The organism is Thermophilibacter immobilis, assembly GCF_015277515.1.
Lineage (GTDB): Bacteria > Actinomycetota > Coriobacteriia > Coriobacteriales > Atopobiaceae > Thermophilibacter > Thermophilibacter immobilis.
Genome location: NZ_CP063767.1, coordinates 950,657 through 976,050, shown reverse-complemented (window position 1 = coordinate 976,050; position 25,394 = coordinate 950,657). Strand labels below are relative to the sequence as shown.

General features: G+C 66.2%; 22 protein-coding genes and 1 pseudogene. 1 reads left to right on the top strand and 22 read right to left on the bottom strand.

Going from position 1 to position 25,394, the window contains the following annotated elements:
• Positions 1–4: 4 nt before the first annotated feature.
• From INP52_RS04310 to INP52_RS04255, 12 genes are all read right to left on the bottom strand, one after another.
• Positions 5–244: a phosphopantetheine-binding protein gene (locus INP52_RS04310; protein ID WP_194372710.1), complete on the bottom strand. Its 240-nt coding sequence runs from the start codon at positions 242–244 to the stop codon at positions 5–7.
• Positions 245–335: 91 nt separating this feature from the next.
• Complete coding sequence (gene plsX / locus INP52_RS04305; RefSeq protein ID WP_194372708.1) at positions 336–1,325, bottom strand: phosphate acyltransferase PlsX; 990 nt, start codon at positions 1,323–1,325, stop codon at positions 336–338.
• Between the two features lie 188 nt (positions 1,326–1,513).
• Positions 1,514–1,693 carry a 50S ribosomal protein L32 gene (rpmF, locus tag INP52_RS04300; protein WP_194372706.1) on the bottom strand — a complete coding sequence of 60 codons (180 nt, stop codon included), beginning with the start codon at positions 1,691–1,693 and terminating at the stop codon, positions 1,514–1,516.
• Positions 1,694–2,106: 413 nt separating this feature from the next.
• Entirely contained in the window at positions 2,107–2,694 is a 588-nt protein-coding gene (locus tag INP52_RS04295; protein ID WP_194372704.1) for a YceD family protein, read from the bottom strand.
• Between the two features lie 3 nt (positions 2,695–2,697).
• On the bottom strand, positions 2,698–3,195 hold the full coding sequence (locus INP52_RS04290; RefSeq protein ID WP_194372702.1) for an ATPase: 498 nt from the start codon (positions 3,193–3,195) through the stop codon (positions 2,698–2,700).
• 124 nt (positions 3,196–3,319) lie between these two features.
• A complete protein-coding gene (gene coaD, locus INP52_RS04285; protein ID WP_194372700.1) occupies positions 3,320–3,850 on the bottom strand; it encodes a pantetheine-phosphate adenylyltransferase in 531 nt (176 codons plus the stop codon).
• Positions 3,847–4,434, bottom strand: coding sequence for a 16S rRNA (guanine(966)-N(2))-methyltransferase RsmD (gene rsmD, locus INP52_RS04280; RefSeq protein WP_194372698.1), 588 nt, complete (start codon positions 4,432–4,434; stop codon positions 3,847–3,849). Before rsmD ends, coaD begins: the two co-directional genes overlap by 4 nt.
• A complete protein-coding gene (gene recG / locus INP52_RS04275) occupies positions 4,431–6,593 on the bottom strand; it encodes an ATP-dependent DNA helicase RecG (protein ID WP_194372696.1) in 2,163 nt (720 codons plus the stop codon). Before recG ends, rsmD begins: the two co-directional genes overlap by 4 nt.
• Before the next feature lie 8 nt (positions 6,594–6,601).
• Complete coding sequence (locus INP52_RS04270) at positions 6,602–8,263, bottom strand: DAK2 domain-containing protein (protein ID WP_194372694.1); 1,662 nt, start codon at positions 8,261–8,263, stop codon at positions 6,602–6,604.
• Positions 8,264–8,300: 37 nt separating this feature from the next.
• Positions 8,301–8,648: an Asp23/Gls24 family envelope stress response protein gene (locus INP52_RS04265; RefSeq protein ID WP_194372692.1), complete on the bottom strand. Its 348-nt coding sequence runs from the start codon at positions 8,646–8,648 to the stop codon at positions 8,301–8,303.
• Positions 8,649–8,894: 246 nt separating this feature from the next.
• Positions 8,895–9,083, bottom strand: a complete 189-nt coding sequence (gene rpmB, locus INP52_RS04260; RefSeq protein WP_072371255.1) for a 50S ribosomal protein L28 — start codon at positions 9,081–9,083, stop codon at positions 8,895–8,897.
• Between the two features lie 168 nt (positions 9,084–9,251).
• Positions 9,252–10,601, bottom strand: a complete 1,350-nt coding sequence (locus tag INP52_RS04255; RefSeq protein ID WP_194372690.1) for a thiamine diphosphokinase — start codon at positions 10,599–10,601, stop codon at positions 9,252–9,254.
• Between the two features lie 170 nt (positions 10,602–10,771).
• On the opposite strand from INP52_RS04255, the gene INP52_RS04250 reads away from it, so the two are divergent.
• Positions 10,772–11,008 carry an FmdB family zinc ribbon protein gene (locus INP52_RS04250; RefSeq protein WP_194372688.1) on the top strand — a complete coding sequence of 79 codons (237 nt, stop codon included), beginning with the start codon at positions 10,772–10,774 and terminating at the stop codon, positions 11,006–11,008.
• A 192-nt stretch (positions 11,009–11,200) separates the two neighbouring features.
• On the opposite strand, the gene INP52_RS04245 is transcribed toward INP52_RS04250, so the two are convergent.
• The 10 genes and pseudogenes from INP52_RS04245 to INP52_RS04205 form a co-directional block, all read right to left on the bottom strand.
• Positions 11,201–13,030, bottom strand: a complete 1,830-nt coding sequence (locus INP52_RS04245; protein WP_194372686.1) for an ABC transporter ATP-binding protein — start codon at positions 13,028–13,030, stop codon at positions 11,201–11,203.
• Positions 13,017–14,756: an ABC transporter ATP-binding protein gene (locus INP52_RS04240; protein ID WP_194372866.1), complete on the bottom strand. Its 1,740-nt coding sequence runs from the start codon at positions 14,754–14,756 to the stop codon at positions 13,017–13,019. Before INP52_RS04240 ends, INP52_RS04245 begins: the two co-directional genes overlap by 14 nt.
• A gap of 404 nt (positions 14,757–15,160) precedes the next feature.
• Positions 15,161–15,364: a cold-shock protein gene (locus tag INP52_RS04235; protein WP_194372684.1), complete on the bottom strand. Its 204-nt coding sequence runs from the start codon at positions 15,362–15,364 to the stop codon at positions 15,161–15,163.
• Between the two features lie 151 nt (positions 15,365–15,515).
• Positions 15,516–16,079 (bottom strand): glucosaminidase domain-containing protein, encoded by a 564-nt coding sequence (locus INP52_RS09995; protein WP_194372682.1) that lies wholly within the window; start codon positions 16,077–16,079, stop codon positions 15,516–15,518.
• A gap of 45 nt (positions 16,080–16,124) precedes the next feature.
• Positions 16,125–16,472 (bottom strand): annotated as a pseudogene (locus tag INP52_RS09990) (hypothetical protein); the annotation flags it as partial.
• A gap of 128 nt (positions 16,473–16,600) precedes the next feature.
• Positions 16,601–18,289, bottom strand: a complete 1,689-nt coding sequence (locus tag INP52_RS04225; protein WP_194372681.1) for an N-acetylmuramoyl-L-alanine amidase — start codon at positions 18,287–18,289, stop codon at positions 16,601–16,603.
• Between the two features lie 492 nt (positions 18,290–18,781).
• Positions 18,782–20,668, bottom strand: a complete 1,887-nt coding sequence (locus INP52_RS04220; RefSeq protein ID WP_194372680.1) for a DUF4012 domain-containing protein — start codon at positions 20,666–20,668, stop codon at positions 18,782–18,784.
• Between the two features lie 58 nt (positions 20,669–20,726).
• Positions 20,727–23,132, bottom strand: coding sequence for a glycosyltransferase family 2 protein (locus tag INP52_RS04215; RefSeq protein WP_194372679.1), 2,406 nt, complete (start codon positions 23,130–23,132; stop codon positions 20,727–20,729).
• An 8-nt stretch (positions 23,133–23,140) separates the two neighbouring features.
• Entirely contained in the window at positions 23,141–24,181 is a 1,041-nt protein-coding gene (locus tag INP52_RS04210; RefSeq protein ID WP_194372678.1) for a glycosyltransferase family 2 protein, read from the bottom strand.
• On the bottom strand, positions 24,178–25,329 hold the full coding sequence (locus tag INP52_RS04205; protein ID WP_194372677.1) for a glycosyltransferase family 2 protein: 1,152 nt from the start codon (positions 25,327–25,329) through the stop codon (positions 24,178–24,180). Before INP52_RS04205 ends, INP52_RS04210 begins: the two co-directional genes overlap by 4 nt.
• Positions 25,330–25,394: the final 65 nt, after the last annotated feature.

Genomic DNA, 25,394 nt, shown 5'->3' with positions numbered 1-25,394 from the left:
CCACCTACTGCGCGCTCTCGACGGCGTCGACGACCTCGCCGATCGTGGCGATCGTGCCCACGGCTTCGTCGTCGAGGGTCAAGGAGAACTCGTCCTCGAGCGCGGTCACGAACTCAAGGAGGTCAAACGAGTCGGCCCCGAGGTCCTTGAGGTTGGTGCCCTCGGTGAGCTCGACGCCGTCGGCGATGTCGAGCGTGTCCTGTGCGACGGATACGACCTTCTCGAGAATGGCGTCACGATCCATGCTGGTCCCTTCTGTGCGCGGGCAGCCCCGCGTCCGATGCTGTCTTGTCGTGTTGATTCTACTCGTCTGGGCGCGCGTCGGCCCGCTGGGGCTAGCGCGCGATCTCGCAGGCGTCCGCGATCTGCGCGCAGAGGCCGGAGCGCGCGAGGCTCGCGGCGAAGAGCGTGCCCTGGCAGACGGCCCGCGCGCTCGTGGCCCCGTGACCCTTGACGACGGGGGCGCGCAGGCCCAGAAGGATCGCGCCGCCGTACTCGTCACCTGAGAGGTCGGAGGCCATCTTCTTAAGCGGGTCCTTGAGCAGCGCCATGCCGATCTTGTGGGAGAGGGACTCCCCCATCGCGGCCTTGAGGCGACCGATCATGAACTTGCCCGTGCCCTCCACCGACTTCAGGGCGACATTGCCGGTGAAGCCGTCGGCCACGATCACGTCGAAGGTCCCGGCCAGAAGGTCGGTCCCCTCGGCGTTACCCGAGAATCCGCAGTTGCCTGCCGCGAGCGCCTCGTGGTAGGCGAGCGCCATCTCGGAGCCCTTGGTCTCCTCCGAGCCGTTGGTGAGAAGCCCCACCCGGGGCTCGTCCACGCCCAGGACCGTGCGCGCGTAGGCGCGTCCCATCTGAGCGAACTGCACGATGACGTCGGGCTTCACGTCCGCGTTGGCGCCCATGTCCAGGAACACGGTCGAGCGGCCCGAGGTCCCGGGAAACGAGAGCGACAGCGCCGGGCGCTTGATGCCACGCACGCGCCCCACGCCAAAGGTCGCGGCCGTGAGGACGGCGCCCGTGGAGCCGGCCGAGAACAGGCCGTCCGCCTCGCCGGCGCGCACGGCGGCGGCGGCACGCACGATGCTCGCGTCCCTCTTCTTGCGCACCGCGCTCGCGGGATGCTCAGACATCGCGATGACCTCCGTAGTGACCAGGGCCCGCGCACGGGCGTGAGCGGCGCAGAAGGGCTCCACGACGGAGGCGTCCCCGGCCACGAGGGCCTCGAGCTCGGGGTCCCCCTCCAGGGCCGCGGCCACGCCCTCGAGCAGGACGGCGGGCTCCTTGTCGGCACCCATGACGTCGACGCAGATGGTGGTCATGCTTCCTCCTCGCTAGGGCCCCTCGGCCCGATGGACTGCTCTTCCAGTATGACGCAAGGCCTGGCGCGGGGTACCTCTCGCAGTATGCTGCCCCTCGCCCAAGGGCGTTCGCGCGCGGGCCCCGTCCTTGACAGCAAAGAGGCCGACCCTGTGGGGGCCGGCCTCGAAGGCGCGCGTTGAGAGAGCCGCTACTCGGTGACGATAACCTCGCGGTCCTTGTAGTGACCACAGTTGGGGCACACGTGGTGCGGGAGCTTGGGGGCACCGCACTGAGGGCACACGGAACGAGCCGGGGCCTCGAGCTTGCTGTTGGCCGAGCGACGGGTGTGGGTGGCGCCGCGACCCTTTTTCTGCTTGGGTACTGCCATGTCAGACTCTCCTGTTCAGTTCACGAACCAACGCCTCGCGCTTACGCGCGGGCGGGGCCATCACCGGTCATGCGATGGAATACTATAGCACGCCTTCCGGAGAATAGCACCTCGCCCTATGTCTTGTCAGCATTTTTTCACGCCCACATCCCGCCGCGGCTGGGATGACGGAGCGAAGCTGACGCTTCCCTCCTCGATTTGAGCACACTTTTGATATTCGGTCGCGCTCGAGGAGACCATTATGAGAAAAAGCTCATAAAAGAGCCCCTTATGCATGTTTTTTCATAAAGAAGGACATCAGGCTTTAATGAGGATAAAGAAAGCGCCCCAATCCGATGAGGGAGAGAGGAGGAGGCAGCCAAAGCCCCAACAAGCCGGCAAGAAGACCACAGAGGCCGCGGCGAGAAGACCGTCTACTCCCCGGGCACCTCGTCCGCAGAGCCGCCCTCGCCCAGATCAAGCCCGGAGAGGGCCACGAAGGGGCTCGCCATGAGGCGGTCCTCCTCGCGCGCGGCCTCCAGGGCCGCGCCATGGCCGCAGTCGCCCTCGTTGAGGTTGGCGCCGCAGACGGGGCAGAGCCCCCTGCAGTCGGGCCGGCACAGCACCACGAACGGCGTCTCCATCACGAGCGCCGAGACGAGGGCGCCCGCGAGGTCGATCGTGTGGTCGTCGCCGACGAGCTCGTAGTCGGCCTCGTCCTCGTCGTCGGAGAGGTCCTCGGGCTCCTCGAAGAGGTAGTACTCGTCCACCTCCGAGGCCACGTCGAAGGCGGCCTCCTCCAGGCAGCGGTCGCACGCTCCCACGACGTGAGCCTTGAGCAGGCCCGTGACGAGGACGCCCTCGCCGGCGTTGGTGAGAACGACGTCGTAGTCCATGCCGTCGGGCAGCGAAAACTCGTGGTCGCCCAGGGCATAGCCATCCTGGTCAAGATGGCCCGCCACCGGCAGCGTGTCACCGGGATTGGAGAGGCGCTCGTCAAGCGAGATGATCAGAGGGCTCATCGGCTACCAGGGAACGTTGTTGGTGGTGTTGCGGGCGCCGGAGTTCTCGTCCAGGGTCTGGCGCACGCGCGAGACGGAGCCGGTGAGCGACTTGAGGTTCTCCTCGAGGTGCGCGAGGACCGTGTCGGCGTACTCCTCGGCGTTGTAGCGGGTGTCACGCTCGTACTGCGCGGCCTGGTCGCGCACGCCGTCGGCCTGCTGCTGGGCCAGGCGGACGACCTCCTGGTCGCCGGCGAGGATCATGGCCTGCTGCTGGGCGTCGGCGATGATGGAACTGGCCTGCTGCTGGGCGCGGTCGAGCGTCTCCTGCTCCTCCTTGAGGATGCGGCGCGCGTCCTGGAACTCCTGCGGGAACAGGCGGCGAATCTCGTCCAGGATCTCGTAGACGTCCTGGGCGTCGACGATCTTCTTCTGGCCATTGTCCATGAGGGGCGACTTGCCCTCGTTCACGATCTGCTCGAGCTCGTCGACCAAGCTCTCAATTTCCTCACCTGGCTGCATCCAGGGCTCCTCTCGCGTAGCTCAAAGGACGCATGGCTTGCGTGGCATGGCATGGCCCCATTTACATGCATAGTAGCAGATTGGACAGGGTTGCACGAAACGGCCTCGGCCGTCAACGAGAACCTCAAGCGCGCTCGGGCCCATCCTCGGCAGCGTAGTGCGCACGCAGGCGCGCGTTGACGTTGGCGGGAACCAGGATGCTCACGTCGGAGCCCATCGAGGCGATCTCGCGCACGATCGAGGACGAGACGTAGCCGTAGGTGGGGCTCGACATGACGAAGACGGACTCGAGGTCAGGGGCCATGTGACTGTTGAGGTCGGCCTGCTGCAGCTCGTACTCGAAGTCGGTCATGGCGCGCAGGCCCTTGACCACCCCGCCGGCCCCCAGCTCGTGGCAAAAGTCCACGAGAAGCCCGGAGAACGACTCGACCCCCACATCGTCCGGCAGTCCCTCGAGCGCGAGCGCCTCACGGATCATCTCCACGCGGTCAGCAAGCGAGAAGGCCGTGCCGTACCCGTTCTTGTTGGCCGAGGAGGCCACGGCCACGGTGACGCGGGGAAAGAGCCGCCGCGCGCGGCGGATGACGTCGACGTGCCCGAGCGTGACCGGGTCGAAGGTCCCCGGGACGACGACGTGCGTGATAGTGCTGCTCATTGCTTCCACCCATCTGCGTGTGAGACCAGAAGGTCAACGGTCGTGATGCCGTGCGTCTTGGAGCGCAGGCCGGACAGGCCGGGCCCCGCGAGCCCGTCCTGTCCGGCGGAGTGCTCGTAGACCACCAGGGCGCCGTCCGCGAGCTGTCCCGTCCGGGCCAGAGCCCTCACGAGCTCCGAGGCGCGCGTCGCCCCCACGGCGTAGGGCGGGTCGAGAAAGACCACGTCGAAGGGCGCACCCGCGAGCCCACGGGCCGCCAGGGCGAAGACGTCGCCGGCCAGGGAGAAAAACTCCTCGGGCCGCGCCCCCAGGGCCTGCGCGCTCGCGCGCACGCGGCGGGCGGCCGTCCGGTCGCGGTCCACGAAGGTGGCGCGCGCGGCCCCGCGCGAGACGAGCTCGAGGCCCATGGCCCCCGAGCCCGCGAAGGCGTCGAGCACCGAGGCACCCGAGAGGTCGAGCCCGGCCGCCGAGAGAATCATCGAGGCGATGGACTCCCGCGCGCGGTCCGTCGTGGGACGGGTGGTCTGCCGCCCCTCGGGCGCCGCCACGGACCTCCCGCGCCACTTGCCGCCCACGATTCTCATGCGTGCTCCAGCTCCTCGAAGTAGGCCCCGAACCGGTCGCGCACCTCGAGCGCCAGGGCGCGGTGCGCGGGCGCCGCGAGGCGCGGGTCGTCCTGGGCCAGGGCGCGGGCGTCGCCGTGGGCCGCCTCGACGAGGTCGCGATCCTGGTCGAGGTCGGAGATCTCCAGCGACACGCCACCGTGCTGGCGGTAGCCCAGGACCTCCCCCTCGTGGCGCAGGTGCAGGTCGAGCTCGGCGAGCTCTGAGCCGTCCGAGGTGGCCTCGAGCGCCGCCAGGCGCGCACGGGCGGCGCTGCCGCGCCTGGCGGCGCACGACAGAAAGACCACCCCCGCGGCGTCGCCGCGGCCCACGCGGCCCCTGAGCTGGTGCAGCGTCGCCAGCCCAAAGCGATCGGCGTCGAGCACGACCATGACCGTCGCGTTGGGCACGTCGACGCCCACCTCCACGACGGTCGTCGCCACGAGGACGTCCGTGGCGCCCGCGCGGAAGCGCTCCATGGCGCGGTCCTTCTCGGCGGCCGACATGCGCCCGTGGATGAGGTCCGAGGTCAGGTCCGGCAGCACGCGGGAGGAGAGGTCGTCCGCGGTCGCGGTGGCGGAGCGCAGCCGAGACGACGTCGAGCGCACGGACTCGGGGACGTCGTCGAGCTCCGAGCCGTCATCGGCGTCGTCGACGAGGGGGCACACCACGTAGGCCTGGTGGCCCCGGGCGCAGGCGTCGCGGATGGCGCCCCAGGCCAGGTCGAGGTTGTCGGGCGTCACGACCCTGGTGCTCACGCCGGCGCCCGCGTGCGGGCGCCTCCTGATCTGCGAGAGCTCTACATCGCCGTAGATTGACAGGGCCAGCGTGCGCGGGATGGGCGTGGCCGTCATGGCGAGCAGGTCGGCGCCCGCGCCCTTGCGCCGGAGGGCGGCGCGCTGGTCCACGCCGAAGCGATGCTGCTCGTCGATGACCACGAGCGACAGGGCCAAAAACTCGAGGTCCTCCGAGAGCAGCGCAGTCGTGCCGAAGCACACCGTGAGCTCGCCTCTCGCGAGCGCGTCGGAGCTGAGTGCGCGCTCGTCGGAGGGCGTGGACCCCGTGACGAGCGCCCAGCTCACGTGGGCGGCGTCGAGCACGGGGCCGAGCTTCTCGGCGTACTGGCGCGCGAGGACCGAGGTAGGGGCCATGACGGCGGCCTGGGTCCCCGTGTCGGCCACGGCCGCGAGCGCCACGGCGGCCACGGCGGTCTTGCCGGTGCCTACGTCGCCCAAAAGCAGGCGGTTCATCACGTGCGGAGCGGCCATGTCGGCCAGGATCTGGTCGGCGCAGGCGCGCTGCTCGGCGGTGAGCGTGAAGGGCAGCGCCGCGAGAAGCGCGGCGAGGTGCGGCCCGGACGTGACGTGCACCTGGGGAGTCGCCCCCGCGAGCTCGACCGTGCGGCGCGTGAGGAGGGCGAGCTGGAGGCAGAGCAGCTCGTCGTAGGCGAGCCTCCTGCGCGCGGCCTCGGCCGCGGCCGTCGTAGACGGGAAGTGGACCTCGCGCAGGGCGCGGGCGAGCGTCATGAGCCCGTGGGAGCACGCGAGGCGGACGGGCAGCCAGTCGCCCACGTCGCCCACGTCGGCCAGGGCCGCCGCTTCGATCCGACGCATCCAGGAGGCCGTGACGCCCTCCCCCACCGGGTGGACCGGGAGGACCCGCGCGTAGGAGCCGCGCCCGGAGGGCGAGTCCAGGACCTCGTGGAAGGGCGCCTTCATCTGCCTGAAGCCGTAGGCGAAGCTCACCTTGCCGGACAGGGCCACTACGTCGCCGACCTTGACCTGCTCGGCGATCCAGGGCTGGCGGAAGAACGTGGCCACGAGGACGCCCGTGTCGTCCATCACCGAGAGCTCCACGATCTGCATGCGCGGGCGGGGCCGCTTGAGCTCGACCTTGTCGACGGTGGCGACGATCGTGGCGTCCTGCCCCACGTCCGCGTGGCTTATGGGGACCTGATGGGTGAAGTCGAGGTAGCGGTGGGGCACGTGGAGCAGGAGGTCGCGCACGCGGAGGATCCCCAGGCGCTCGAGCGCCTGGGCGCGCTGGCCCGAGACGTAGCGCAGCCGCGAGACAGCGTCAGAGAGAGCACAGGTTCTCTGCACCCTCTCTGCGGCAGTCGCTATGGCAAGGCGCGTCCCCACGCGAGCGTCTACTCGATCGAGAAGATCACGGGGTAGAGGGGCTGCTCGCCGCGGTGCGGGTCGACCTCGAGGTCGGGCTGGGCGGCCTCGATGGCGTCCACGAGCGCCGAGAAGGCCGCATCGTCCAGGTCCTGGCCCGCGAGGATCGTGAGGGAGTCGCCCTCCTCGTCCGCCTGCATGCGGGCGATGAGCTCGAGCGTGACGCCGTCGAGGGAGTCACCCACGAGCTCGATCGAGCCGTCCTGGATGCCCATGACGTCGCCCGCGTGGATGGGCGTCCCGTCGGCGGCCGCGGAGTCGCGCACGGCGCGCGTGACCTCGCCGCCGCGCACCTCGGCGATGGCTTCGGTCATGGCCTCGACGTTGTCCTCGAGAGAGGCGTCCAGGTCCGTGGCGAACATGGCCGAGAAGCCCTGGGGCACGGTCTTGGTGGGGACCACGGCCACGCGCGCGGAGTCGCAGGCGGAGGCCGCGGCCTCCGCGGCCATGCGGATGTTGCCGTTGTCGGGCAAGACGATGACGGACTCGGCGTTGACCTCGTCGATGGCGGCGAGGATGTCGGCCGTGGAGGGGTTCATGGTCTGGCCTCCCGAGACGACCACGTCGACGCCGAGCGAGCGCAGGATGTCGGCCTCGCCCGAGCCGGCGGCCACGGCCACGAAGCCCAGGGGCTTCTTGGCCTGCGTGCTCGGCGCGCCCGCCTGGTCGGCCGCGATCTTGGCCGTGCGGTCCTGGGACTCCATGTCCATGTTGTGGATGAAGACCTCGAAGATCTGGCCGTACTGCAGCATGTAGGCGAGCACGAGGTTGGGCTCGTTGGAGTGCACGTGGACCTTAAAGTCGGGATAGGAACCCACGACGAGCTCGCAGTCGCCGAGCGTGGCCAGGTAGGAGAGGGCCTCGTCGGCGTCAAAGGGCTTCTCGGCGTGGAAGAGGAACTCGTTGCAGTAGCGGTACTGGGAGCCCTCCCAGTCGTCGTTGAGCTCGATGGCGACCTTGGAGGTGACGTCGGCCTTGGCGTCGACGGTGGTCTTGAAGTCGGTGAGCCCGTCGGACTTGCCCAGGGCGGCGTTGACGAAGGCCTCGAGGAAGGTGGCGAAGCCGAAGGCGCCCGAGTCCACGACACCGTTCTCCTTGAGGACGGGCAGGAGGTCGGGGGTGCGCGCCACGGACTCGTAGGCCTCCACGACGAGCGCGTCGAGCATCTCTCGCGTGGTGATCTTGGTCTTCTCGAGCTGGTCGGCGCGGGCGGAGACGTCCTTCAGGACCGTGAGGATCGTGCCCTCGACCGGCTTGCGAACGGCCTTGAAGGCCACCTTGACGCCACGCCTCCAGGCGTGCGCGATGTCGGCGGGCGTGGGGTCCTCCTGGCCCTTGGCGTCGCAGAGCCCCTCGGCGATGCCACGCAGAATCTGGCTCGTGATGACGCCCGAGTTGCCGCGCGCGCCCATGAGCGAGCCGTGGGTGATCGCCCGGGCGATGTCCTCGATCGAGGCGCCCTCGGGCAGGGCCTGGACCTCGCGCACGACGGTACCGAGCGTCAGGGACATGTTGGTGCCGGTGTCGCCGTCGGGGACGGGAAAGACGTTGAGCTTGTTGATGTCCTCGGCGCGGTCGGCCACGACCTGGGCTGCCGCGGGAAAGCACCTGCGGATGACGGTCGAAATCATCTTCGTAGAACCTCGGTTCCTTGGTCGATACGGGTATCTAGCGCGCGTTGCGCAGGCCCTCGATGTGGACGCGCACGTCAACGTTTGCGAGCTCGGCGATCTGCTTGAGCAGGAACCTGACGGAGCTCGTGAGGTTTCCCACGACCGAGGCCATGTTGACACCCTGTTCCACGATCACGTGAAGGTCAACGACGACGCGCCCGTCCTCGGCGGCGACGTCGATGCCCTTGCGCAGGCGGAAGGACGGCAGGAGACGCGCCACCCCGGCCTGCTCGTCGATTTCGGCCATGCCGACCACGCCGTAGCACTCGAGGGCGGCGTAGCCCGCGAGGTCGGCGATGCAGTCGTTGGACACCTTAAGCGTTCCCGGAACGACACCAGACATGTGTCTCCTCTCGCTGGAAAAGAAGAGTGATCATTCAGAATCCGATTCAGTATAACGTAAATGGATTCTGCCTCCCGGAATTCGCAGAGCGCACGCAACGGCAAACCGCCCGCCGGGCTGCCCTGGCCCACGATTCGTGAGCAACCCTCTGAGCGGCCCTCACGAACGGCCGGCCCGTGGCCCTCATGCGCCGCAAAAAAGGAGGCCGCTCGTGGCGGCCTCCCCTTGGACGTGCTCTGTGCGGCGCTAGCTGCGCGCGATCTTACCGGACTTAAGGCAGCGCGAACAGACGTTGGCCTTCCGACGGTGACCATCGACGACGACGGTGACCCGCTGGATGTTCGGCTTGAACGTGCGGTTCACCACGCGGTGAGAGTGGCTGATGGAATGACCGGCAACGGCGTGCTTGCCGCAGAACTCACAGACCTTCGACATGACTCGTACCTCCTCGGGGGCGCGGGACTCAGGCGCGCCCGCAACTTTCCAAAGCCGTATGAATATAGCACAGCGTCGGGCCTCTGCAACGAAAAAGCCCAACCCATTATGGACTTTTATGGCGCAGGGACACCATGCAGAGACGCCAAGGAACCACCGCGCAACGCGCTAGGCGATCAGAAACGCCGCGACGGCGCCCGCGCGGCAGCGCACGAGCGCGTCCGGACGGGTGACGACGTTCGACACGCCCAGGTCGCCCAGGAGCTCCATCGGCTTGTCGGCGAGGGGCCAGCGCATGCCCTCCTCGTCGACGCGGGTGCCCTGCTCCAGGGCCACGGCCGAGAAGGTCCTGCCCACGGCGCTGGGTCCGAGCTCCCAGACGTCCGCAGATGCCGGAGACACGACGCGCATCTCGTAGTCGTCCTCGACGAGTCGCGCCGCGGCCCCTCCCCGCGCGGCGAGGGCGAGCTGCCCCACGACCGCCAGGGCATGGTCGGGTCGACCTCCCGAGGCGCAGGTGAGGGTCAGCGAGAGGGACGCCTCTCTGCGCGCGGCCTCGTGGGCCGCGCAGTCCAGGGCGATCGCGAGGTCGGTCGCGTACTTCTCCGTAGGAAAGTCCACGGTCGTGGCAGCTGAGGAGCGGGCCCACGCCGCAGCATCCGCGGAGACCGAGTCCTCGTCGCCGCAGAAGACGTCCGGGGACACGCCCGCCGCGCGACAGGCGTCGGCGCCGCGGTCGGCGCAGATGACGTAGGCGGAGGCGCGGGCGAGCTCGGCCACGAGCGCCGGCGAGCTCGGGTCCGGCGAGCCGGCAACGACGAGCACGCCAAGCGGCTCGCGCGGCGACGCAGTGGCAACCGTCCGCTCGTAGTCGCGCAGACGCGCGAGCGAGATCTCGGCAAGGCCGTGCGCGAGGATGTCGGCGGGGGCAAAGTCCTCCTCACGGCGTCCGTCGTGGTCGTTGAGGAGGCCGACAACGGCGAAGCCCGCCTCGCGGGCCGTGCGCACGCCAAAGGGGGCGTCCTCGAAGACCCAGGTGGTCGTGGGGTCCGAGCCGAGCCTGCGCGCCGCCTCGAGGTAGACGTCGGGGCAGTCCTTGTCGCGGCCGCCCACGTCCTCGGTGCTCACGAGGGTCTCGAAGTAGCCCAGAAGGTCGTGGGCCCCCAGGGCGCTTCTCAGCTCGCGAACCGGGGTGGACGAGGCCACGGCCAAGGGCACGCCCGCAGCCGCGAGCTCGTCCAGGAGGGCGCGGACTCCTGGCATGGCCTCTACCTCGTGCTCGTAGACGTCACGCAGATGCGCGCAGACCTCCTCGTAAATGTCCTCGGCCGAGAGGTCCGCCCCGAGCTCGTCATGGAAGAGCGTGCAGGTGTCGCGCAGGGGAAGCATCTCCACGCGCGCGAAATCGACGTCGGGCACGTCGTAGCGCTCGGACATCCACGAGATGACGCTCCTCCACATGTCCATCGAGTCGACCAGGGTCCCGTCGCAGTCAAAGATCGCCCCGCTGATGTCCATTGCGCTCCCTCGCGTCCGCCCTGCGTGTCGTCACATGATAGCCCAGGATTTCGACTGGGCGCGCGCACGCTGGCGCCAGCCAGGACCGACCGAAAAAAAACCCGCGCCCCGAGGCGCGCGACATTGGGTACAGTATCAGACGTTTGCAAAGCGGTACCTTCGGAGGAAACATGGCTCGTTATGACTACCACTGCCCGGCCTGCGACGCAACGTTCGAGGTGGAGCACCCCATGAGCGCGCGGCCCAAGGTCGTCTGCCCCAGCTGCGGCCACGAAGCCGAGCGTCTCTTCGACCCCTCAAGCATCGTCTTCAGGGGATCGGGCTTCTACAACACCGACCAGCGCACCAAGGGCTCCCATGCCGAGAAGGTCTCGGGCGCGGCCTGCGACTCCTGTCCCAGCGCGTAGGCCCGCGGGCAAGCTGACCCAAGTCCCCTCAAAAACATTTATGTACGTCTGCACTCGCTAATAAATCCTTTGACCCCTGATGGCTCGCATCCGCCATCAGGGGTTTCTCAGTTGGAGAAAATCTCTATGTACGACTCCGGGCATACATAAAGATTTTCAAATTTGAATGGCTGGTTCCCACCAGGCGCGGGCCTATGCGAACTGGCTGCGGTAGAGCTCGGCATAGGCACCGCCGGCGGCCAGAAGCTCGCTGTGGGTACCCTGCTCGATGATGGTGCCGGACTCCATCACCAAGATGAGGTCGGCATCCACGATCGTGGAGAGGCGGTGCGCGATGACGAAGCTCGTGCGGTTCTCCATGACGGCCTCCATCGCACGCACAATGGCCTGCTCGGTGCGGGTGTCCACGCTCGAGGTGGCCTCGTCGAGGATAAGGATGGACGGGTCCGTGAGCATCGCGCGGGCGATGGTGAGCAGCTGCCGCTGGCCCTGCGAGACGTTCTCGGCGTCGTTGGAGAGCATGGTGTCGTAGCCGCGCGGCAGCGTGCGCACGAAGAAGTCCACGTGCGCGGCGCGGGCGGCGGCCTCGACCTCCTCGGTCGTCGCCCCGGGCTTCCCGTAGGCAATGTTCTCGGCGATGGTCCCCTCGAAGAGCCAGGCGTCCTGCAGCACCATGCCAAAGCGGCGGCGCAGATCCGCGCGCGTGAGCTCGCGCGTGTCCACGCCGTCGAGCGTAACGCGCCCGCCGTCGACCTCGTAGAAGCGCATGAGCAGGTTGATGAGGGTCGTCTTGCCGGCGCCCGTGGCCCCGACGATGGCGACCTTCTGCCCCGGCTCGGCCACGAAGGACACGTCGCGCATGAGCGGTTGGTCTGGCGCGTAGCCAAAGCACACGTGCTCGAAGGCCACGCGCCCGCCCGAGGACGCCGCAAGCTGGGCGGGCACCGGCGGGTCGGCCACGATCTCGTCCTCGTCGAGCAGCGCGAACACGCGCTCGGCGGCGGCCAGGGCGCCCTGCAGCATGTTCATGGTGAGCGAGAGCTGCATGAGCGGCTCGGACGCCTTGAGCACGTACTGGAAGAACGCCTGGAAGACTCCCACGGAGAGCTGGCCGGCCACGAGCATGCCGCCGGCGAGAAGCCCCACCGCGACCTGGCACAGGCGCATGAGGAAGCGGATGGCCGGCGCGATCGCGTTGGTGAGGAAGTCCGCCGAGGCGGAGACCTCGGCGAGGTCGTCGGCGGCCTGGCGAATCTCCTCGAGGCTCTGGGGCTCGCGACCGAAGGCCTTGATGACCGCGCGCCCGCTGTAGGCCTCCTCAACGCGCCCCGTAAGGGTGCCGAGCAGCGCCTGGCGCCTTGAGGCGACCTTGAGAGTCCGGACGCCCACGACCTTGGTCACCATGAACGAAACGAGCACGAAGCACGCGAAGACGCTCGCGAGCGTGAGGCTGTAGGTGCACATCACGGCCACGGAGCAGATCACGGTGACCACCGAGGTCATGATCTGGAGGAGGCCGCGCTGCAGGACCTCCGAGATCTTGTCGAGGTCGTTCGTGGCTCGGCTGATCGCGTCGCCGGGCTGGTGAGCGTCGTAGTAGGCAAGCGGAAGCCGCCCGAGCTTGAGAGAGATCCGGGAGCGCAGGGCGAGGTTGAGGCGCTCGGCGAAGCTCGCCATGACGAGCGTCTGGACGGTGTAGAACAGCCAGGAGCACGTCCAGAGGCCCAGAAACGTCAGGATCTGGGCACCGCCGTTGTGAAGCGTGACCACGAAGGGCTCGCCCGCGGAGAAGGACGCCTGGATGTTCTCCCAGAGCAGGTCCATCAGGTGGGCGCTGTAGGCCGTCGCGGCCACGCTTCCCGCCACGCTCGCAATCGAGCAGGCGGCGGCAACGACGAGCCTCCAGCGCTGGCCGGCGGCCGCCAGCCAGAGCCTGCCCACGGTCCTGCGGGAGCTCGCGGGGTCGGCCCCGCGCCTCTCGGCGCCCGCGCCCGTGGCCTCGAGGTCCCTATCGTCCGCCATGGTCGCCCTCCCCCCTGGTCTGGGAGTCGGCTATGGCTCGGTAGGTGGGGCAGCCGTCCATGAGCTCCTCGTGGGTTCCCCTGCCCACGACCGAGCCGTCCTTCAAGACGACGATCTGATTGGCGTCGTGGATCGTGCTCACGCGCTGGGCGATGATGAGCGTCGCCGCGCCGGAGAGCTCGGCCGAGAGCGCATGGCGCAGCGCCGCGTCGGTCTTGTAGTCGAGCGCGGAGAACGAGTCGTCGAAGACGTAGAGATCGGCCTCGCGCACAAGAGCCCGGGCGATGGCGAGCCGCTGGCGCTGCCCGCCCGAGAAGTTCGTCCCGCCCTGGGCCACGCGCGTGCCCAGCCCCTCCGGCAGCTCGCGGACGAAGGAGGCCTGGGCGACCTCGAGGGCGTGCCAGAGCCGCTCGTCGGAGGCCTCGTCGTTGCCGTGGCGCAGGTTCTGCGCGATCGTGCCCGAGAAGAGCCACGCCTTCTGGGGGACATAGGCGATGCGGGCTCGCAGGTCCGCCTGGGCGAGGTTGCGCACGTCGATGCCGCCGAAACGCAGGCTTCCCGCCGTAACGTCGTTGAAGCGCAGGAGCATCTTGGCGATCGTCGACTTGCCAGAGCCGGTGTTTCCGATGATGGCCGTCACCTGGCCGCGCCTGAGGGAGAAGCTGAGGTCGTGCAGGGTGTCCTCGTCGGCGTCCGAGAAGCGCAGGCTCACCTGGTCGAAGCGGGCCACCTCGTCGACCGCAGGGTCATCCGCCGGGGAGCACGAGGCGAGGTCGCGAATCTCAGGCGAGAGGCCCAGGACCTCGGAGGCGCGCGCCAGGCAGGCCAGCGCGCGCGGCACGGAGAGGAGGGCGAACTGAGCCATCATCATGAAGGACATGATGAGCATCGCGTACTCCACGAGCGCCGAGATCGAGCCGATCTGCATCGCATGGACCCCCACGCGGTCGGCGCCGAGCCACATGATCAGGGCCTCCACGGCGTTCATCAGGAAGAAGGTCATGGAGTCGGTGACCGCGAAGATGAGGTTCACGCTGATGGCGTTGGTGGCGTAGTCCGTGAAGGTCTCGTCAAGGCGGCCGCGCTCGTGGGCCTCCTTGCCAAACGCGCGTATCACGCGCACACCGGTCATCGCCTCGCGCAGGCGCACGTTCATCGCGTCTATGAAGCCCTGGAGACGCGTGAAGATGGGCGCGGAGTGGAGCACGGCCGCCACCGAAATCGCGAGCGAGGCAAACGTCACGACGAGCAGGACCCGTCCCATGACGGCGTCGGTCGAGAAGCCCAAGATGATTGAGATCGCGCACATCAGGGGCACCGGAACGATCATGAGTATGGTCATGAGCAGCGTCTGCTGTATGACGTTGACGTCGGAGAGCGTGCGCGTGATCATGGACCCCGTACCGAAGCGGTTGAAGTCGGAGCCCGAGAAGGCCAGCGAGGACTCGTAGACGCCCATGCGCAGGTCACGGCCCACCTTGGCGCACAGCTGCGAGGCCAGGTAGGTCGACGAGATGTAGCCTCCCGAGCCCACGAGCGCCGCGATGAGCATGGCCACGCCGTGGCGCATGAGCGCGTTGACGTCGTGCGTGGTAACGGCCACGTTGATGATGGCCGAGAGCTGGGTGGGAACGTAGAGCATGCCCGCCGTGTCGCACAGGAGCATGAGCAGCGTGCCCGCGACAAGCGCCTTGTAGGGAGAAAGGAGGCTCAGCAGAAGCCGCATCGACGTGCGCTTGCTGTAGCCTCCTGCTGCGCTCCCCTGCTCCTCATCAGCTGAAGACGCCCTCGTCAGGACCGCGTCTTCCGTCGGTGCACCGCTGCCCATCGCTTCCCTTCTCGCCCCGTGTGTGTGGGCAATCTAGCCTGAACTCGAAGTGCTGTCAAGGACGCGGAGGGGGGCGAGAAGGAGGACCGGAAACTCTGAGGGGCGTATGCGGCTTTTTTTGACTTCCATGTGACGAAAGTGCCCCGCTCTGAGCATGCAAGCTCGAACCCGCGGGGCGCTTGCGGCGTCTTCATCTGCCTCTCACCGGAAAGCCCCGGCGACCCCGCGCCCCAGTGGACATGCATAAAAAAGGAGACCCACCTGTGTGGGCCTCCTCTCAGCTCTCTATAAGTAAATAGGGCTTAGATCTTGTGTACGTGGGACGCCTGGAGCTTGCCGTTCTGACCGGTCGTGATCTCGAACTCGACGGCCTGGCCCTCGTCCAGAGTCTTGAAGCCGTCCATCTCGACCTCAGAGTAGTGGACGAACAGATCGTCACCATCCTCACGAGAGATGAAGCCGTAGCCCTTGTCCGGATTGAACCACTTAACAGTACCCTGAGCCATGTCGTGCCTTTCTTTCTTTGTCCCGCAGGACAAAAAGCTGCGCTCGCGCGCGATACCCGTGGCCGAAAGGCCACAAGAGACATAATACCCCGAAAGCCTATCTATAGCTAGAACAATCCGCTGGGAGCCAATTTAGTACCAGTCAGGGAAACTACTTCTGGGCGAGAAGACTCATCACTCGCAGGAGCTTGGACGCATAGGACGGGTCGCTCGCCCATTTTCCGCTGCCAAGATCCTCGACCAGGGGCGCGCAGCCACGAGTGACATACTGAAAGCGCGGGTCCACACAGGTGTTGTTGGGCTCGGCCGTGGAAGCATATGCCTTGAGATGCTGAGCCTGGGCACGAAGCCCCATGCGCACGCCGTCGCTCCCGTACGAGCTAAAGTCGGCACTCGAGCCGCCGTCGTCGAGAGCTCCGAGCCCACCGAAGTTGCACTGCGCCACCTTGACGGAGCCCCCGAATTGCAAGTTACCCGTCTCGACCATAGCCTGGGCAAAGAGGACCTCAGCACGAACCCCCTCGGAGTTGGCCTCCTCCAGAAGGATTGTGCAGAACTGTTTGATGGTCGAGGCGCCGTACTGCGTGTAGACAGACGAGGGATACGTGGCTCCCATGCTCTTGTAGTAAGAGACCATCTGGGAGATCGTCGTGGTCGAGGCCCCCATAATGGGTGTTTTAGCTGTGGATGTCGTGTCTATTGCATACCACGCCACGCCCTCCTGCTTCCAACCAAGGGTCTTAAGCGTTGCATACTCATTAGAATCCATAGTGTAATGATGAGTCCCGATGGTGGCATTGGGATTGTAGAGACGGTAGATCGCAACGGACTGGGAATCATCCGAATACCATGCAATACCCTCCTGCTTCCAACCATAAGACGCAAGCGTCGCATACTCATTGGCATCTTTTGTGTAGTGGTGATCGCCACTGTTGGGATTGTAGAGACGGTAGACGGGCGTATTAGACGACTCAGGCGAAGTCCACGCCACCCCCTCCTGCTTCCAACCGTAAGACGCGAGCGTCGCATACTCGTTGGAATCCGTTGTGTAATGATGGTCCCCGTCATTGGGGTTATAAAGACGATAGACAGCACAGTCTTGTTCCATCGCCTGTGCAACTGTCAGTGGAATCGCAAAAAACAGGGCTGAAGCTGCAAGGATAACCGCCGTAGTCTGAGCAATACGTCGCATGAGCATACATATTCTTCCATGTGTGTACGATTCCAACGGCGAAACTAGCCGACCGACATTCCGTACCAAGCCACGCCCTCCTGCTTCCAGCCAAGAATCTTAAGCGTCGCATACTCGTTTGAGTCCATGGTGTAGTGGTGAGTGCCAACGGTCTCGTTGGGATTAAACAGACGGTAGACGGTAACACCATGAGCATCATCGGAGTACCAAGCCACACCTTCTTGTTTCCAACCTATAGTCCCGAGCGTCTGGTACTCGTGAACGTCCATTGTATAGTGATGATCGCCGCTGTTGGGATTGTAAAGGCGATAGACAGGCGTGGTAGAAGAGTCAGGCGAAATCCACGCCACCCCTTCCTGCTTCCAGCCGATACTCCCAAGCGTGGAGTATTCGTTGGAGTCCATGGTGTAGTGATGGTCTCCGCTGTTGGGATTATAGAGACGGTAGACCGCACCCTCAACCTGACTCAGACCATAGTAGCTTGCTATGCCCGTCGCATCGGCAGCACCCAGGCGCTGGAGCTTTGAATCGCTGCTCAAATAAGCATAGTAGTCGCTCCCATTATTGATAAAGGCGTGCTCGACAATGATGGCAGGGAGATTCGACTCGCGTGCATAGCGAATGATACCGTAGTAGTCTCCGATGGTGCCATCCGGGTAGTCATACTGGGTGTAATGGCGATCGTTTGGCCTTACCTTGGTGCCGCGATTTGAGAGCCCGAGTTTCTCGAGCTCAGCAAGGATTTGATTACCTAGGGCCTCCCCAACCACATGGGTTTCATAATTATAGTCAGCAGAGTAGGGGACCCAGACTTCAGCTCCGTAGGCGGTGCCTGACGAGCCTCCCTCGCTGGTCGAGTTCAGGTGAAGGCTCACGAGGACGTCGGCACCTGCGTCGACCGCTCGCTGAACGCGCACCTTGAGCTCCGTGCTGCTGCTAAGCGCCTCGCTCTGGCTCACGGTGAGGACAACGCTCACGTTCTGATAGGTCTCGAGCTCTGCTTTGCAGTACTGAGCAATCTTCCAAGTGCACGACGCCTCGGTGGTACCGTTGACTCCCACGGCACCAGAGCTCACCGCCACATGGCCCGGATCAAGGGCGACCACGAGGTTCTTGGAGGAGACGGACCTCATGCTCATCGTAGTCACAGTCGCAGAGGTTTCTGCCGCAGAGGATGAGATGCCCTCCTCAATGGAGTCGAGCTGTATGGTCTCGCCGTCCTCGTCGGCCGAGTAGACCTCAAGCGTCGGCTCGGAGTCATCGCTGGTAGGCTCAACTTCGAGAGACATTGCCGCTATGGCCGAGGTCGCCGTAAAGGACCGATACGAGCCATCACAGTCAGAGAAGTCTACGAGACTCTGACCGTCTTCCGTGACGAGAGAGAGGCTGGACACCACGTACTCCCCCACGGTCGCGGGCGCGAAGGTAAACAGCAGGGAGACGTCCGTCGAGCCAGCCAAATCAAGGGTGAGGTCCTCAGCGGTATCGCTGTTGTGCACCTGCAACGAGGCGTCCTGAAAGGTTAGCCCCTCCTTCAGGGAAACGACGATGTTTTGAGTGTCTCCCGCCGTCAGCGTGGAGCAGTCTATGTAGAGAAAGTCGATAACGTCCGAGGAAGCGAGAAGCTCGTCCGCAAAAGCTCTGGCCGGGGCCGGGAGGGCAAGCCCGGCGGCAACAACCGAGGCAGACAGGAGGGCATTTCTGCGCGTAATGTTAGGTGACAATGGAGACATAGATGAAACCTCCGTGAGGGCAAGATGCTAATGAGCTACGTTTCATGCTCACGCTCTGAGCATGTGGCCTGCATGAACCTACCATAGTTCCCGCATGCCCATCGACCCACGGTGAAAAGTCCACACTACGTAACGGGCGGGAGCGAGAATACCAACGGCAGGGGAAGCGGTAAGCGTGAGGTTTACTCCCGAGGAACGGGAGCCAATCTGAGCATACGCAGTCTTCCTGAGGGACTAAGAGGCTATTCGCTCGGCACTGTCCTCTGTGCTCGACACCGAGCGTACGCTATTCGACACGAGAAGACCGCCCCCCAGACGCCAGTTGCGCAAACACCGTTCGTCTAAGGGCAGCCTCATGCAAAGCTGCCCGTCTACTTTTTTAACCATACCCAACCGCCTGTTTCGAGGGCGTTTTACCCTCGAAACAGGCGGTTGGGTATGGTCGAAGTTCCAGCACTCGCCACAGGGGCCTCGGGACCCCTTGCGGGTCGTCTACATGAGGCTTTCCTGGGCCAGGGGCGTCGTGCGCAGTGCCAGAGGCTCCGCCGCCTGTGCGGAGACGGTAACCTGATACGTGAGGGTAACGGTCTCACCGGCACGCGCGTGGATATGGGCGTTTATGACCTGCAGGCCGTAGACCTCGTGGTCGCTGGGGGCAACGTCTCCCACCAGGCCCCCTTCGCTCACCGAGAAGTTCGAGATGGACCCCCCAGCCGGTGCGTAGAGATACACGTAGTCGAGCATGTCAGAGACGTTTCGCTTGTTCTCGTTTCCACCCGAGATGTACGTGGGGGCCTCCGCCGCCTCCGCCGAGGTGATGGTGTTGGCCACCGTCGTGGTCACGTTGTAGGTGGTGGTCCCGTCGGCGTTGTTGGTCCCCTCGCCCAAGTCCGTCTTCGCCGACGTGTACCAGCTGATCTTGCTGATCGTATCGTCGTCGAGGTAGACGCCCAGAACGGGAGCGGAGGGGTCGCTCGCGAGGGCGCCGGAGAGACCCAGCGTGCCCATCACGCTCTCCTCGTCGTCGGAAGCCATCCAGACCTGAAGGCGTCCCTGGTCGCCGGCCTGCTCGACTGCCTTCCAGAGGTCCTTCATGTCCGCGTTGCCCAGATTGTCCATGACGTTCTGGAAGGCGAGGGCGGCCACGGACGAGAAGTAGGCGTCTTGGGCATCGCCGTCGTTTCCGAACTTCCAGTAGGTGTCGCTGAGCAGGACCGTGGCCGCGTTGGTGCCGTCGACCGTCGTGCCGTCGGGGGCCTCGAAGCCGCCCGTCAGGGCCAAAAGGCTCTGGAGAAAGACCGGGTCTATGGCGATCACGCCGTCGACCGTGCCATAGCCCGCCTGCTCCCAGTACTCGCGAGAGAGCTCGCCCACGCGCGTGAAGTCGGGGGTGAAGTTCACCTGCGCCGGGTCGGTGTGGATGGTGGCGCAGATGTAGCTGATCTCGTCGTCGGTGGCCGAGACCCTGAAGTTGTCACCGTGCAGGATCGTCTGGAAGTCGTCGCCCATGGAGATCTTGCCGTTGGTGACGGTGAGGGTGCCCCACGATCCCGGAAGGCCGCCGGTGGAGCGCAGCTCCGCGTTGTTCTGCGCGATGACGAGGTAGGTCCTCGTCTGGCCGTCCGCACCGAGCATCTGCGGGAGCACGTCCAAGATCGGCTGCATCTTGTCGATGGCGCCCTGGGCCTTGCTCAGGGGCTCCTGAATCTTGGTGAGAATGTCCGCGAGCTGGGGGATGTGCGCCTCGGGCAGGCCGGCGATCGTGTCCGCCGAGCTCTTGATCACCGGCGAGGCGTCGGACAGGGAGGTCGAGAGCGCCTGGACAAGCCCCACGTTGACGGTGCCGTCCTGCAACAGGTCGGAGAGCTTCATGCCCGAGATGCTCTTGGTGACCGGCACCAGAGCCTCGTTCACCAGGTCGGAGGCAGCGTCACCCAGGGTCTGGGCGGACCTGATGTCCTCCCCCACCACCGGGACGAGGGTGGCGAGGTTCCACAGGGGCGTATGGACCTCGGCGTCTATGGATGCCGTCTTCTCCACGATGGTGTCGACCGAGCTGGAGAGCGCGTCGGCGTCACCGTTCTTGAGGCTGTCCGTGAGCGTGGAGGTCTGTCCCATGATCTCCGACGCCTGCGCCTTGACCGACATCGCGGAGCGGTAGAGGAGAAACCCCGCTGTGCCGCCCGCTACAAGAATCACGGCGAGCACGACACCCACCACGATGGCAACGGTACGCCCGGTGTGACGCCCGCGCGGACCCGAGCCGCGCCGGGCGGCGGCGTAGGCGGCCACGTCAGAGCGAGAGTAGGCAGACGAGGACGAGGAGCTCCGCGGGGTGCTCTGAGCGTGATCATCCTGGGGGGCGAAGTGCGATGCCATAAGTTCTACCTTTATTCTCTCGACTCGTTTTGCAGGTTCCTCTACCTACGGTGATATTCTAGAGCCCATAGTACGCGCTGTCGACGTCGAGGTTCGGGTTGGTGTACGGGTCTCCCTCGACAAAGACCTCGGGCCAGCGCCGCACGAACAGCGCCTGCTCCCGCTTCCAGCGCATGAGCTTGCCCGGGTCTGCGACCTCCCTGCCCCGCGATACGAACTCGTAGTGGTAGAGCTCCGCATACGGCGTGAAGGTCACGAGCCTCCCCGTCGCACGAACGCGGAAGCAGAAGTCCACGTCGTTGAAGCCCACGGCGAAGTCCTCGTCGTAGCCGCCGACCTCCTCGAAGACCTCCCTGCGCATCATCTGGCAGGCCCCGGTGACCGCCGAGAAGTTTCCCGGGCGCACGGCACGGGAGAGATAGCCCTCTCGCTGGGGCGGGAAGTCCTGGTTGGGATGGGCCACCGCGCCATGGGGGCCCACGAGCATTCCCGCGTGCTGCGTCAGACCGTCCCTGAAGTAGAGCTTGGCCCCCACGACGCCGACCTCGGGACGCTGCAGGTACCCGAGCATCTCCTCCACGAAGTCGGTCGAGATGACCTCGGTGTCGTTGTTCAGGAGCAGCAGATAGGAGCCGCGCGCGGCGGCGGCGCCCGCGTTGACGAGGCGCGAGTAGTTGAACTCCCCCGCCTGGCTCGAGGCGTCGATCACGCGCACGATCCCAGAATGCGAGGCCTGGACGTCATGATAGTAGGCGCGCGTCTCGGGCAGCTCGCTGTTGTTCTCCACCACGACGACCTCCAGGGCGTCGTAGGCCGAGTGCTCAAGGAGCGAGCCCATGCAGGAGCGTAGCAGGTCCACGTGGTCGCGCGAGGGAATGACGACGCTCACGAGCGGGTGCGGGTCCGGCAGCTCGTAGCGCACCCGATAGACGAAGGGGCGCTCGGTAAGAGCGACCTCGGCGCCGATGCCACGCGACTCCAGGTGACGAGCGAGCGCGAGGCGCCCCGCCTCCTCGGCGTACGGCTTGCTCTGCGCGTGGTCCCCGCTCGTGGAGCCCTCGTGCTCGCGCCAGTGGTACAGGACGCGGGCAACATGGGCAAAGCGGGCTCCGCGCGCGAGAGCGCGCAGGACGAGGTCGTAGTCCTGGGCCCCCTCGACGTCGTCTGGGGAAACGCCCATCTCGTCCACGAGGCCGCGGCGGACGCACAGGAGGTGCGTCACGCAGTTGTGGCTGTAGAGCAGGTCCACGTTCAGGCGCGTCTTGAAGATGGGCTGGCGATAGGCCCCCCGCTGCGAGAAGAGGTCCTCGTCACAGAAGAGCACGTCGGGGCGCTCGGGAACGTTGAGGGCGTCCACGTAGCGAAAGAGGGCGTCCGGCTCCAGAAGGTCATCGTGGTCCAAGAAGGCCACGTAGTCCCCCCGCGCGGCGGCGATGCCCGCGTTGGTGTTCCCCACGATGCCCCTCGGCGCGCTGGTGTCCAGGACGCGCACGCGCTCGTCGGGCACGCCGGCGCTTTTGGCGGCCGCGCGGACCACGCCGTCTTGCGGCGTGGAGTCCAGGAGCAGCAGCTCCCACCTCCCGTAGCTCTGCGCGCGCACGGACGAGACGAGCTCGCCCAGATAGCCCGCGTCCGAGCGGTAACAGGGGACCACCAGACTCACGAGAGGCTCATAGGCAAGGCGCGCGTGCGCCTGGGCCTCGAGGTCACCGCCCTTGGCGCGATGCTCCTCGAACCAGCGCACGTAGTGCGCGTCGTCGGCGCGGGCGTCACGCATGTGGAGCCACGTCTCGTGCTCCTTGTCTGTCCAGAAGCGCTCGTCCGAGGAGCAGAAGCCCCCACGCGCGAGGCCGCTCTGGTCACGGGCGCGCAGGACGAAGCAGCGGAGCCCCTCGGGAAGCTCGACCGAGAAGAAGCTCCTGTTCACGGGCACGCCCGCGGGCGTGGGCACGTGCAACTGCCGCTCGAAGGGAAGGACCCTCCCCTCAAGGGGGCGGCCCTGATCATCAAGGAGCTCCAGGGCGGGGTCCGTCTCGTCGGAGCCCTGCCACGTGACGCTCACCCGCCAGACGTCGACGCCGTCACCGGCCAGAAGGCGATCCAGAGAAGGTCGCAGGCGGTCGTGGAGCCAGCTGTCCTGGACGCCGCGCAGCCGGGGGGGCAGGTCCTTGCGCAGGCGGTAGACGAGGCTCGACTCCCAGCGTGCCCGGGCGCAGTTCACGTCGAAGGAGCCGCGCTCCTCCCCCACCGCGAGCATGACCCGCAGGCGCGCCCGAGCAAGAAACGGCAGGACGACGACCCAGGCGCCGTCCTCGTAGGGATAGAGCTCCGCGGGAATCGGGCTGCCCGCGAGCGAGGCCTCGGCCGACGCCTCCGCGGCGGGAGCGCCGCCCGCTCCCTCCAGGTCAACGATGCAGTAGAGGCGACCGTCCGCTCGGCAGCACGCGCGACGTCTGATGCGCATGGGACCCCCTACCCTCTGAGCAGGCGCCTGAGCGCCGCCTTGCGCCCGTGCTGCTGCGCGTAGTAGTCCAGGGCGAGCCTCTTTCTGGCCACGTTCCCCAGGTCCGTGCGATAGCAGGCCGCAAGGGCCATGCGCCTCGTGGCCGGGGCGAGGTCCAGGCGAGCGACCTCCCCCGCGCCCCAGTGGCGGCCCAGGACCCCGGTGAGCGCCTCGGCGACAGCGCGGTAGCTCGTATCGTCCAGCTTGATCGCGTCGTAGAGCGCGAAGTCCATCGAGAAGGCCACCATCTCGGCAGGATACTGTGCCAGGAAGCCGCCCTCGTCCCAGTCGGAGAGGATGCGGTCGAGAATCTTCACGTGCTCGAGCATCTTGGCACCAAAGTCGTCCTTGAGCTGGTCCATGAGAGAGCCCGCGCGCGAGACGCGGTAGTCGTAGAGCTTGGCCGAGCTCAGAGCAGTCCTCTTTGCCCGGGGGTAGATGGCAAAGTCGAAGACCTGGTCCTCGCCAAAGCGCAGCGTCTCGTCGAAGAGGATCTTGTGGTCCACGAGAAAGTCCGTGCGACATGCCGTGCGCCACGCGAAGGGACGCGACTTCTCCTTGAAGAGGATGTTCGGGGTGAACCCCTCGAAGACGGCGTCGCGCGGGCTCAAGACGTCGACGAGCCAGGGGTAGCCCGCCTCCTCGGGGTAGCACGTGGCCCCAAAGGTCAGGACGTCCGCGCCCGTCTCGTCGAGCGAGCGCACCATCTCCTCGCAGGCCGTGGGATGGAAGCGGTCGTCGGAGTCGAGGAAGCAGACGTAGTCCGTGCGCGCGGCCGCGATGCCGGCGTTTCTGGCCGAGGAGAGGCCCCCGTTGGCCTTGTCGATGATCTTGATGCGCCCGTCACGCGCAGCCCACCTGATCAGCCCGTCGTGGGAGCCGTCCGTGGAGCCGTCGTTGACGCAGATGACGTCGATGTCCTCGAGCGTCTGCGCCTCGAGCGATCCCAGGCACCAGTCGAGGTAGTCCTCGACGTTGTAGACCGGGATGATCACGGAGATGCGGCTCACGCGGCGCCCCCCTGCTCGTTGGTCCTGCGAACGGAATGGCAGAAGGTCTTGTAGGCCATGACCTTGAGCACGAGGGACGCTCCGCCCAGGCTGAGGTAGTGCCTGAACGTGTTGAGCTTCCCCGGGGCGGTGAACTTCGAGCGCGAGGCGTCGAATTCCGCGGGATCGGCGACGAGCGCCCTGAGGTCGGCCTCGGCCCACGGCTCGAAGAGGCCCATGTCCACCTTGTCGGCGGCAAGGGCCTCGGAGAACTCCCGCGCCGCGCGCGTAATGAACTCCTCGCGCAGATCGTCGCTCAGACGGTCGTAGTTCCACATGTAGCTGTCGAACTTCATGCGCTCGAGGATACCCGTGAGAGCCTCCCGGTCCTCGCCGCGCGCGTTGACAAACGCCTCCATGGAGGCGTACTCGTCGCACACGCAGAACACCTTGGCCGCCGAGTTGACCGAGGACTTCTCGTTGTCCTGACGGTAGGACAAGATGGGGTCCGCAATGAACGTGGCACGCTGGGCCGAGGCCCAGACCTTGAAGTTGAAACCCGCGTCCTGGTAGGACGCCCCCGGCGTCTCGAGGAAGCGGATGCCCCTCTCCACCAGAAGCGAGCGACGGTAGAGGGCCGACCAGATGGACGGCTTGCGGAAGAATATCGCGGGATCCTCGAGCGGCCGCAGGGTGCGCCCGGCCTGCGCAGCGTCCACGATGTGGAAGAGCTCGCGGCGCTGTGCGGGCTCGGACCAGAAGAGCCAGAAGTCCGCCTTGACCACGTCGGAGTCGTTCTCCTGGGCAGCCGCGACCAGCTTCTGGAGGGCCTGGGGCTCGTAGAAGTCATCGGACTCCAGGATGGCGACGTAGGTGCCGCGCGCGGCGTCGAGCCCCAGGTTCATGGAGGCCCCGTAGCCGGAGTTGGGCTTGTCGATGACGCGGAAGCGCTCATCGGCGTCGAGGTAGCGCTGAATGATCGCGCGCGAGTCGTCCGTGGAGCCGTCGTTGATGCAGATGACCTCGAAGTCCGCAAACGTCTGCGCGACCAGCGAGTCGAGGCACTGGGCCAGATAGCGCTCCACGTTACAGATGGGAACGAGGACGGAGATGCGCGGGCGCGCGGCGCGCGGCTCCGAGACGCTAAGGGCTGTGGGGGCTTCTACCACGTTCGATCCAACCTACTCGAGGGTGAGACGCTCCTCATCATAGCGCACGGGCCCGGAGCAGATGA

What these genes read in the sequence shown, in the direction of transcription:
- INP52_RS04215 (WP_194372679.1), bottom strand. Translation starts at nt 23,132, where the DNA reads ATGCGCATCAGACGTCGCGCGTGCTGCCGAGCGGACGGTCGCCTCTAC.
- rpmB (WP_072371255.1), bottom strand. Translation starts at nt 9,083, where the DNA reads ATGTCGAAGGTCTGTGAGTTCTGCGGCAAGCACGCCGTTGCCGGTCAT.
- INP52_RS04245 (WP_194372686.1), bottom strand. Translation starts at nt 13,030, where the DNA reads ATGGCGGACGATAGGGACCTCGAGGCCACGGGCGCGGGCGCCGAGAGG.
- INP52_RS04225 (WP_194372681.1), bottom strand. Translation starts at nt 18,289, where the DNA reads ATGTCTCCATTGTCACCTAACATTACGCGCAGAAATGCCCTCCTGTCT.
- INP52_RS04220 (WP_194372680.1), bottom strand. Translation starts at nt 20,668, where the DNA reads ATGGCATCGCACTTCGCCCCCCAGGATGATCACGCTCAGAGCACCCCG.
- INP52_RS04270 (WP_194372694.1), bottom strand. Translation starts at nt 8,263, where the DNA reads ATGATTTCGACCGTCATCCGCAGGTGCTTTCCCGCGGCAGCCCAGGTC.
- INP52_RS04290 (WP_194372702.1), bottom strand. Translation starts at nt 3,195, where the DNA reads ATGCAGCCAGGTGAGGAAATTGAGAGCTTGGTCGACGAGCTCGAGCAG.
- INP52_RS04255 (WP_194372690.1), bottom strand. Translation starts at nt 10,601, where the DNA reads ATGGACATCAGCGGGGCGATCTTTGACTGCGACGGGACCCTGGTCGAC.
- rsmD (WP_194372698.1), bottom strand. Translation starts at nt 4,434, where the DNA reads ATGAGAATCGTGGGCGGCAAGTGGCGCGGGAGGTCCGTGGCGGCGCCC.
- INP52_RS04235 (WP_194372684.1), bottom strand. Translation starts at nt 15,364, where the DNA reads ATGGCTCAGGGTACTGTTAAGTGGTTCAATCCGGACAAGGGCTACGGC.
- rpmF (WP_194372706.1), bottom strand. Translation starts at nt 1,693, where the DNA reads ATGGCAGTACCCAAGCAGAAAAAGGGTCGCGGCGCCACCCACACCCGT.
- INP52_RS04295 (WP_194372704.1), bottom strand. Translation starts at nt 2,694, where the DNA reads ATGAGCCCTCTGATCATCTCGCTTGACGAGCGCCTCTCCAATCCCGGT.
- INP52_RS04310 (WP_194372710.1), bottom strand. Translation starts at nt 244, where the DNA reads ATGGATCGTGACGCCATTCTCGAGAAGGTCGTATCCGTCGCACAGGAC.
- INP52_RS04240 (WP_194372866.1), bottom strand. Translation starts at nt 14,756, where the DNA reads ATGCGGCTTCTGCTGAGCCTCCTTTCTCCCTACAAGGCGCTTGTCGCG.
- coaD (WP_194372700.1), bottom strand. Translation starts at nt 3,850, where the DNA reads ATGAGCAGCACTATCACGCACGTCGTCGTCCCGGGGACCTTCGACCCG.
- INP52_RS04265 (WP_194372692.1), bottom strand. Translation starts at nt 8,648, where the DNA reads ATGTCTGGTGTCGTTCCGGGAACGCTTAAGGTGTCCAACGACTGCATC.
- plsX (WP_194372708.1), bottom strand. Translation starts at nt 1,325, where the DNA reads ATGACCACCATCTGCGTCGACGTCATGGGTGCCGACAAGGAGCCCGCC.
- INP52_RS04250 (WP_194372688.1), top strand. Translation starts at nt 10,772, where the DNA reads ATGGCTCGTTATGACTACCACTGCCCGGCCTGCGACGCAACGTTCGAG.